The organism is Flagellimonas olearia, from assembly GCF_009184425.1.
Lineage (GTDB): Bacteria > Bacteroidota > Bacteroidia > Flavobacteriales > Flavobacteriaceae > Flagellimonas > Flagellimonas olearia.
The window spans coordinates 1-335 of sequence record NZ_WELG01000148.1; the positions used below are offsets into that span (position 1 = coordinate 1).

Sequence of the window (335 nt, forward strand, 5' to 3'; positions counted from 1 at the left end):
GTTCAGTGTTAAGAAACTGTTTGGTGCAGCAGCTATATCGATGCAGCGCATGGTTATATCTGTGTAACGAGAATAGTAGGCGGTATTGATCCCCAATTGCACGGCGAGAGGGTGAGTGATGCATGGTGCTGTGCCATTTTCTTGAGAGATGACTTCCACGTCTGTATCTGTGACTTGAGTACCGTTAACTGAAATGCTGAGAGGGTAAATCCCCGGTATCAGACCTTGCCCCTTTTCAAGGTGACTAATGTCTATGTTGGTATTGTTCTGGTTGACAAAAAAATGGGATGTGAAGCGGGTTGTTGTTTGAGTCTCTTGCTCGGCATTAGCCGCTT

1 protein-coding gene is annotated in these 335 nt (G+C 46.0%); it reads right to left on the reverse strand.

Annotation, left to right across the window (positions count from 1 at the left end; translation table 11 throughout):
• The coding region (locus F8C76_RS19475) for a FimD/PapC N-terminal domain-containing protein (protein WP_152132973.1) at positions 1–335 on the reverse strand (335 nt) is incomplete at both ends.